The sequence below is a fragment of the Psychromonas sp. genome (assembly GCF_047632995.1).
GTDB lineage: Bacteria > Pseudomonadota > Gammaproteobacteria > Enterobacterales > Psychromonadaceae > Psychromonas.
Window position 1 is genome coordinate 1 of sequence record NZ_JBLIEK010000130.1, and the last position, 8,893, is coordinate 8,893.

Annotated in this window: 9 protein-coding genes and 1 pseudogene; all 10 read right to left on the reverse strand. The window is 40.1% G+C overall.

The window, feature by feature from the left end; all coding sequences use genetic code 11:
- Positions 1 to 340, reverse strand: a pseudogene (locus ACJAT7_RS16110) (type II secretion system F family protein); the annotation flags it as partial.
- A 14-nt stretch (positions 341 to 354) separates the two neighbouring features.
- A complete protein-coding gene (locus ACJAT7_RS16115) occupies positions 355 to 1,323 on the reverse strand; it encodes a type II secretion system F family protein (protein WP_415227824.1) in 969 nt (322 codons plus the stop codon).
- Between the two features lie 8 nt (positions 1,324 to 1,331).
- Complete coding sequence (locus tag ACJAT7_RS16120; protein WP_415227825.1) at positions 1,332 to 2,657, reverse strand: CpaF family protein; 1,326 nt, start codon at positions 2,655 to 2,657, stop codon at positions 1,332 to 1,334.
- A gap of 3 nt (positions 2,658 to 2,660) precedes the next feature.
- The gene (locus ACJAT7_RS16125) at positions 2,661 to 3,923 is read right to left on the reverse strand and encodes an AAA family ATPase (RefSeq protein WP_415227826.1); all 1,263 of its coding nucleotides are present in this window, start codon (positions 3,921 to 3,923) and stop codon (positions 2,661 to 2,663) included.
- 18 nt (positions 3,924 to 3,941) lie between these two features.
- Entirely contained in the window at positions 3,942 to 4,424 is a 483-nt protein-coding gene (locus ACJAT7_RS16130) for a TadE family protein (protein WP_415227827.1), read from the reverse strand.
- Entirely contained in the window at positions 4,421 to 4,843 is a 423-nt protein-coding gene (locus ACJAT7_RS16135; protein ID WP_415227828.1) for a TadE/TadG family type IV pilus assembly protein, read from the reverse strand. Before ACJAT7_RS16135 ends, ACJAT7_RS16130 begins: the two co-directional genes overlap by 4 nt.
- An 8-nt stretch (positions 4,844 to 4,851) precedes the next feature.
- Complete coding sequence (locus ACJAT7_RS16140) at positions 4,852 to 6,177, reverse strand: pilus assembly protein TadG-related protein (protein ID WP_415227829.1); 1,326 nt, start codon at positions 6,175 to 6,177, stop codon at positions 4,852 to 4,854.
- 31 nt (positions 6,178 to 6,208) lie between these two features.
- Entirely contained in the window at positions 6,209 to 6,466 is a 258-nt protein-coding gene (locus ACJAT7_RS16145) for a hypothetical protein (RefSeq protein ID WP_415227830.1), read from the reverse strand.
- Positions 6,467 to 6,469: 3 nt separating this feature from the next.
- A complete protein-coding gene (locus ACJAT7_RS16150) occupies positions 6,470 to 7,948 on the reverse strand; it encodes a type II and III secretion system protein family protein (protein WP_415227831.1) in 1,479 nt (492 codons plus the stop codon).
- The gene (cpaB, locus tag ACJAT7_RS16155) at positions 7,945 to 8,826 is read right to left on the reverse strand and encodes a Flp pilus assembly protein CpaB (protein WP_415227832.1); all 882 of its coding nucleotides are present in this window, start codon (positions 8,824 to 8,826) and stop codon (positions 7,945 to 7,947) included. Before cpaB ends, ACJAT7_RS16150 begins: the two co-directional genes overlap by 4 nt.
- Between the last annotated feature and the right edge of the window lie 67 nt (positions 8,827 to 8,893).

Genomic DNA, 8,893 nt, shown 5'->3' on the forward strand with positions numbered 1-8,893 from the left:
ATTTCAAGGAGTTATATATCTTTAATGAATTTTGCGAGTGAAAACCGGCATGGATTAATAAACGTCTGGTTTGTTCATCACCCGAAAATTGTCGCTCTATAAAAGGTAGTTTTCCTAACGTATGCTCTAATGATTTATTAAAAGAGCCATTGAACTCAGGCTCCCCCTCATTAGCTATTTTATGTAATTTCGATTTAACCGGTGAATAGATCCCTGAAAAAAGTAAGCTCAATGAGATCGCAAAAGTGACCCCGGCAGTGGCTGCAATCAGATAAAATATCCATTCTGCAGTTTGCGGGTTTTTAACAAAACTATTAATTAAAGCCAGTATATAGTCCATACATTTCTCTTTTTTTATAAGTCGATTTTTATCAATTTACTTATCCACCAAATACCTAATAACATCCCCATTCCGCCCCATTTTAATAAACCTATTCCCTCAGGACTGCTGGTCAATGTTGTAACATATGACGGGGAACTTAGGTATAACACAGCAAAAAGTACAAAAGGGGTCAACACTAGCACCCATGCAGAAAGTCGACCTTCAGCTGAAAGGGTTTTAACCCGACGCTTAAACTTGAATCGCTGCCTAATAACTTTAGAAAGTGTTTCAATTTTTTCAGCCAAGTTACCGCCAGTTTCCTTTTGAATACTCACTGCACTGGCAAATGCCATTGCCGATGTGATAGGTACCCGTTGCACAAATAATAAGAGAGATGTCCGCACATCAGTACCGAAATTAATTTGATTAAATAAAATATAAAATTCTTTAGATAAATCCCCTTGGGTTTCTTCGTAAACAAGTTTTAACGCCTCGGAGAAGGCATAACCTGCCTGTAACCCTCTTTTAAGAACATCCAACGCCTCAGGGAACTGCTCTTCAATCTTTTCAAGGCGATTATTTATATCTCTATTTAATTTAATTTTAAATGCAAAGAAAACCAGTACAACACTGAAAAGTACAAAAAGAGGGTCTGATGTGAAATACCAAACTAAAGGTGCAAAAGCAAGCGCAGTAAATAAAGCAAAAAAAAGATATTGATGACCGAATATTTTATAGCCCGCTAACTGCAGTTTATAAGTAAGATCCTTTACAAATTCAATTTCTTCTAAAAAGCGAAACAAACTAGGAAGTTTTTCCAGTTTTTTATTAAGCACTAAATCTACCTGCTGGGCTGTTTCACCATCGGAAATCCCTTTAAGGTGCTTCTTTAATAACCGAGTTTTAGTCCGTTGCGGACTGTAAACTGAGACCAGTAGAGACTGGGATAAAAAAATTACGGCTGCAAATATTAATATTAAAAACCAATATTCATTACTCATATAGCCTCCTAAAATTTCGCCATATTAAAATCAGCACCAAAAATAGAGTTCGGTAGATTAATACCTTTTAACTTAAGCTGGTTATTGAAATTAGGAATAACGCCAGTGGCCAGATAGTCGCCAAGAATATTCCCATCCGCATCTTTACCTTTTCTTGCAAATTTAAAAATTTCAGACATGGTAATGACATCCCCCTCCATGCCGTTAATTTCCTGCACACTGGTTATGCGCCTGCAGCCATCTTCTTGTCGTTGCAGTTGAATAACAACATCAATCGCCGATGCAATTTGGGCGCGAATATTATGAATTGGCATATCAAATCCAGCCATGCAGACCATATTTTCCATTCTGCCTAATGCATCCCTCGGATTGTTCGCATGTAAGGTGGTTAAAGAGCCTTCATGTCCAGTGTTCATCGCCGCAAGCATATCAATTGCCTCCGCGCCCCTGACCTCACCAATAATGATACGATCCGGGCGCATCCGTAAACTGTTTTTCACTAAATCTCGCTGTAACACTTCCCCTTTACCTTCAATATTGGCAATGCGTGTTTCAAGCCGCACGGTATGGGGTTGCTGAAGTTGTAATTCGGCGGAATCTTCAATGGTAATAATGCGTTCAGATTCTGGAATATAACCTGATAAAATATTCAGGAGTGTTGTTTTACCACTCCCAGTCCCCCCTGATATCAGTACATTTAATTTACCTAAGACAATGGCATTGATAAACTCTCCAATTTCTTTACTCATAGAGCCGTAGGCGATAAGTTGCTCCGAAGTTAGCTTATCAACGGTAAAACGGCGAATGGATAAACAGGGACCATCTAATGCGAGAGGAGGAATAATGGCATTAACACGCGATCCATCCTGCAGGCGCGCATCTACCATGGGTGATGATTCATCAATCCTTCGACCGACGCTCGATACGATGCGGTCAATAATATTGAGCAGGTGCCTGTTATCATAAAAAGTCACGGGGACTTTCTCTAGCTTGCCAAAGCGTTCTACGTAGATGCTGTCAAAATTATTCACTAAAATATCTGAAATAGTTGAATCTGCTAACAGGGTTTCTAATGGTCCTAAACCTAATACCTCATCAATAATTAATTTTATGATTTTTTGCCGAGAGAGTAAGTTTAACGGCCGGGATATTTGATTCAGCAACTGATGGCATATTTCCGTAATCTGCTGTTTAGCAGTATGCTCATCGAGCGTTTCCAGAACCGACAAATCCAACATTTTCAGCAGCTTTGCAAAAGTTTCTTGTTTTATTTCAAGATCTTGCTTGTTGATTACATCATATTTCGGTTGCTTTGTTTGTTGTAAGGATTCCATTATTTATTCCTTATTAGAACTGAACGAAAAGCGCGACCAAAAACCCCTAGTGCGTTCTTTTTTATTAATCGGAACAGGTAAAAATTCAGATATTATTTTTTCAATATCTTTCTTTATCTGTTTTGAATTATGAATCTGTGACAAAGGCTTGCCTAAGTCGGTACAGGCATTCGCAAGCTCATAATTGTTATGAATAACCAGCGCAGATTCGATACCAACCGCTTTTTTTATTTCTGCAACACTAATGCTGCTATGCTTACTTGAAAATCGATTCACTATTAAATGAATTCGCTGCGGTTGTATTCCCATGCGGATTTTTATTTCTGACACTAATGCCCTAGCCTCTCGAATACTGACTATATTTTGCTGTACGACCACTAAAATAACATCAGATATATCAAGTATTGGTAAACTATGCAGCTCTAATCCTCTGGAAAAGTCGACAATAAGCAACGGGTAGCTTAAACGGATCTTATTGACTAAAAGGCTTATATTCTCAGGGGTGATATTAACTAAATCAGAGAGATGAGAATAGGGTTTAACTGGCAGCAAACTCAAATTCCCAGTGGTGCACATCATTGATTTAATCGCCATAGCATCGAGTTCCTGGACCTCTTTTAATGCATCGGTAAGATAATATTCCGGCTCTACACCAAGAGAATCAGCCAAACTACCATGGTGAAAATCAGCATCAAATAAAACCACATTATCATTGCTTTGTTGGGCGTAAACTTGACCTATGCAATCGGTAATAAAACTTGCCCCAGAGCCTCCTTTACCATTAATAATACTCACCACTGGTGCCATCTTTACCTTAGCTGAAATTTGATCAACTAATTTTGATAGGGCGGGACCAATTTCATCACTGACATGCTCTAAAGGAATGAAATCTTTCACTTGGTATTGAAACGCCTTGCGCATCACTGTAGGGGATATATTATCGCCAATTAATATGGTCGGAATATTTTGCGCTGCCGACTTTTCCATATCGGCAAAAATTTGTTGCTCATCATTACAGTAAACCAAGAGTACAATATGAATTTCACTCTGGAGAGTGGTGATTTTAGGCTCCATTTTTACAATTAAGTTTTTGACTGCATTGAAACAGTCTCCCACCTGAACTCTAAGATGCGGATCAGCACAAACCAGTAGGCTATTCACCACAAAAGGGAATGAGATATTTAATTCCCCCCTAGCAATAGAGCGGGAAGATGTGTCTGTTGCTTCTTTTGCTATGGGTGATATTTTTAAAAAATTTCTTTCCATAATAAACACACCTACAAGTTAAATTTCATTACAATCGGTAAACCCAAATCTTGTCACGCCAAGACTTTCAGCTGGCAATGTCGTTGAAAAACTAGGCGAATTGAGTGTGATAGAGAAAAATGGAATTAACAATCTGTGCTGATAATCCTTAATTTCGGCTCGTACAAGACGAATTTCAGAAAAAGAGGAGGCGGGTGCACCCGCGAAACCTAAATAGCTAATTGTAACATTCACATTAGGCGCATCACTTATTGGAATAAGCGCATCGTCTGCAAATGTTGCAGCTTTAAAAACCTGATCCGATACAGGTGAAAATGGCGCTGTGTCTGTTATATGGCATACAGTTGCCAAACGTGCGCCACGCCGGGTAACTTCAGTCAATACATTCCAGGTATACATGAGTCTGGCGCCTTCAATGACCGCAAAAAAAAGAATAAAAAACAGTGCGGCAACGATTGAAAACTCAACGCTATAGACTCCTTTTATATTTTTGTACCTCATTGAAGTCTCCTCATTGTATAACTGGTGACTAGCGGGAAAGATAAGTCAAAACTGGTATCGCTCACAAAAGAGGGTAACCTACTCCAAAATATTGGTTGCCAGTAGTAAATGACGGTTACTGTTGTAAACTCACCAGCAATATCAATATCAAAGTCCGTCGCTTCCGCTGCTAAATTAGGTAATATTTCTGTCTCACTAGTCAAATCTCCAAATTTCAGGAGTTTTTCTGCATTTGCAGTTTGTGTCGGAAAACTAGCAAGGTACCGCGATGCATCTCTTGTCACCTTAGTTAAGGCATTATATTGATAGAGCAGCCGCGAAAATTCAGCTGTCGCAAAGAATAACAGCAGCAAAATGGGTATTACTAAGGTCATCTCTATAGCCGCTAACCCTTGTTGATTTTTTTTTAAGTTAAACATACCCCCTCCTACGAATCACTGCTATCTGGCACATGATAAAGCACTATTTTATGGGGCCCGGGATTGTCTTCAGCGGTTCCATCAGTGGTCCCTTCTCCGGAACACTCTTTAATTAATTCACCCACGATATAAGCATCCAGCCCTGTTTGGAGCATCTCCTGCGTTAAGAAAAAACAACCAATTTTCGGATTATAAAGATCAGTTGTTCCACTGCCTCCCTCCGAACAGTCTGCAACGAAAATATTGAAGATTCGTCGTTCAGATCCATTCTGAATGCCAGTATCAATATCACCATCACCATCAGAGAAGTCAGAAGGGCAATAACCTGAACCGTTTTCAATATCCGCCTGATATTGATCATGGTGATATGCAGTTTCTTCAGTTGCAGTCGGAATTGCACCACTGGCATCTAACTCTATAAAGGGGCCCCGACAGGTATTCCAATCTCTCGGATAGTTAAGTTCATCATCTGCCTGCGAAAACTCTCCTTTGTATATGCCAAATCGCGTATTCATACCCTTTGCTATAGCGACAGTATTCCCCGGCTTAGTTGTCACATAATCACCTATGGTTGTCGAATTAACCTCACAAATATCGTTATTAACTCCGCCAGCCAGCAGTTCCTTCAGCTGGTCATTGCCCGGAAAATTCAGTAATTGGAAATTCCCAGGCCCTATGGGAGTGTCGGTATCTGGCGTTATTTTTAACAGATATAAATCATTTAATGGCAATCCAAAAGCATAGTCATCACCATCGGAACCATCCGGATCGCTACACATGACTAGCGGTAATATATTGGCTGGACAATCTGTTATAGCTGGTGATTTTCCCGCTAAAGCCGTAGCAGAGACCCGTTTTGAAAAACCCATTATATTGGCGAGAAAGTTGTTTAAATTTAGGTTAAGGACCTCAACTTTGACATAATCTGCATCATCACTGGTCGAATGAATAAAAGGATCGGGCCGCTCTGAAAAATCAACATTAATCTGTGTGGTAACTTGCGGAGCATTAGGGACACTATTAAGAGCAGGTAAAAGCAGCGCGTCCTTAATTTCAAAATTATCATTATGCGCAAGATTCAACCCTATTATTTCAATAACTGCCACTCTAGCATCCTGGTGGCTGCCACCTTCATCTAAGGTTTTTGCTGCATGCAGGGCCGCTGCATCGGCGATATTCTGCAGACGGCTTTTATTTAACAGCAGATGACCTCCATCTATCGCCAATGCAGCCATTGCAATTAAAACAAATAACCCAATAGTAAACATGACTAAGATATTACCCTGCTGTTTTTTCAGCGGTTGCCCAAGTTTGCAGTTGATATAACTCGCCATAATAATCTCCTTCCAGTTTATTCACAGCCCTCTATTCTAGTGTAGGAACAACACGCCCCTCTTTCGCTGAATAAGTCGCTGACTGATAGCCTGTTATTACCTTCTTAGCCAGATTCCCTTCTAACGAATTGACTACACCACTATTATTTTCGGGCGCCATAGGGTCTAAAATCTGCATCTGGTTAATATCTGCATAAGCGCCTGATATTCCATATTCAGGATTGACACTGCAAGCTGAAATAGCAATTGTTAATGATATTATAGCGATTGAATGTTTAATTAGTTTCATGAGTTAGCCCTCGGTTTTATCTGTACTTAATTCATGACCATATTTTTCTTGAGTTCCACCATTATCCGGCAATAGGTTATGTTCAATATCCTCCACTTGATTCGGTGATTTATCTTCTGTGTCCCCTGTTTTTCGCTCGGTCATTTTTCCTAATAAGTAGAAACTCATATCCGATGCCTCAACAAAATTATCGGTAGGCAAAGCAAGACCTTTTTTATTGAATGGACGAATAAGCCTTGGTGTTACCATAATGACCAATTCAGTTTGACCTTTAACAAACTCCTGACTGCGGAAAAGTTGCCCAAGAACAGGGATATCTCCCAAACCCGGTATTTTATCGACACTTTCTCTTAAGTTGTCACTGATCAGGCCGCCAATAGCGATGGTTTGACCATCACCTAGCTCAACTGTGGTTGATGTTGTTCTTTTAACAAGGGAAGGCACAATATAACTGGAATCAGTCGCCACACCAGTAATTGAAAGCGTATTTGCGGTGCTTAATTCACTGACCATCACTTTCAGGTTTAAATTTATTTTACCCGAATCTAACACAGTGGGCACAAAGGTAACCCCGACACCAAATTCCCGATAGTCGATAGTGACACCATCTTGATTGGGTACCGGAATTGGAAATTCACCACCGGATAAAAACTGGGCTTGCTGACCACTCAGCGCCGTAATATTGGGCTCTGCCAATACTTTCGCTAAACCATGTTGTTTGGCAATATCAAAAGCAAAATTAAACAATGTATTACCGCTCAGGTAGCTACCAAAAATACCTTTATCAATTCCCGCGGCAGCGCCCAGTGAACTAAAAAGATCACCGCCATTGATAATTCCACCGCCCCCGCTACTGCTATCGAAAGCTAAAAGCATCTTGGAATCTAGTCGGCGAGCTATTTCACTTTGAACTTCTGCGACAGTGACTTCAAGCATAACCTGATGACCACCGCCCACGGACATCATATTTAATACTTCACTTTTTCCTTTCCCTGCAGATGCTGCATCTGAGTAACCGCGAGCCAGTTCAAGCGCCAAGTTCATCTTTTCCAACGAAGAAGCTTCCCCGCTTAACACTAATTGGCGCTGCGATGACTCAATACCTATCTTCTCATCGGGTAAGTAATGATAAAACCGTTCGCGTAAACTGTTTAAATCATGGGTCACTTCTACATTGATGATATCTATAATTTTATCATTTTCATCCCAAACCATAACGTTGGTTGTTCCCAACGTTTTACCGACTATATAAAGTTCATCAGCCCTTAAAATCAAAATATCGGCTATATCAGGATTGCCTATTGATACGCGGTACATATCATCTTTCATTTCAAAGTTCCGCGACTTAAAAATAGGTATTTTCTCTGTGTTGCTCTCTTTCATAGCCGGTCCGCCGGCATAAGCGATCGTGACGGTAAAGCACAAAGATAAAATAAATATTATGCTGCTAAAAAAGGGTACTACTATTTGTTTAATTTTCATTTTTGTAGTCCTTTATCGTTTGTTCGTAATTGTATCGACTCTTTTTTTACCCCGCGGATAACTTCAACCTTCTGGCTTTTTTTAACTATTCGGGGCACATTTACTGAAGCCGTTTTTGCTAATGCCGTATCAATAACAGTTTCTTTAACGGCTGAATCTTCTTTAACAGCAGTTAGCTGTGTATCGGCAGGAGCTTCTTCTAGCGCAGTTTGTTCGTCGATAGCCTCTGTTTGCTCGTTGGGGTTTCTAAGCGCTAATTGAATATCTCCCCGGCTTCTGGCATTCATTAAGAGTTCAGCTTGCTGTAAATCTAATTCAAGCGTCACGGCTCTCACTATTTGCGGTTTATTTTCATCATCAGAGGCTTTTTGATCAATTGCTAATACTTTTACATTCGAGAGAATGACCTCAGTCGACGCATTTTTATCTTTAGTTTGATGGGTGCTTAAAACATCCACTTTGTTTCCCGGCAGTAAAAATCCAGCAACCCCCACCACATCATTTACCCTTATGGAAACGGCGCGCATATTTTTACCAATCAGGCTTGCCAACGAACTGCCTTCCCCTTTTTTAACTAACCTTTCCTGCCTGAGAATATCGCCTTTAAAAAGTCTTTGCTTAACGACCATCTCTTGTAATTGCTTTCTGTCAGTAATTGTACCTTCAGTAACCAAGCTTTCGGGGATTACTGTAGAGACTATATATTTCGGGTCTAAAATAGCGCCGGTGGGTAGCTCGGCATTAACTGTAAAAGCAGCGACTTGCCCCGCAGTTACATTTTCGGGTTTATTTTCTGCCAGCCAATTTCTTGCTATTAATACTGCTCCGAGCCCGAAAGCTATGGAGAGAACAATAAACACTAGGGTGTTTCTATTCATAATTCCTCCTGATTATTCTAATAATGCCTAAATCCATGCAAAAGCCGAGTTCATTACTTATATAAGT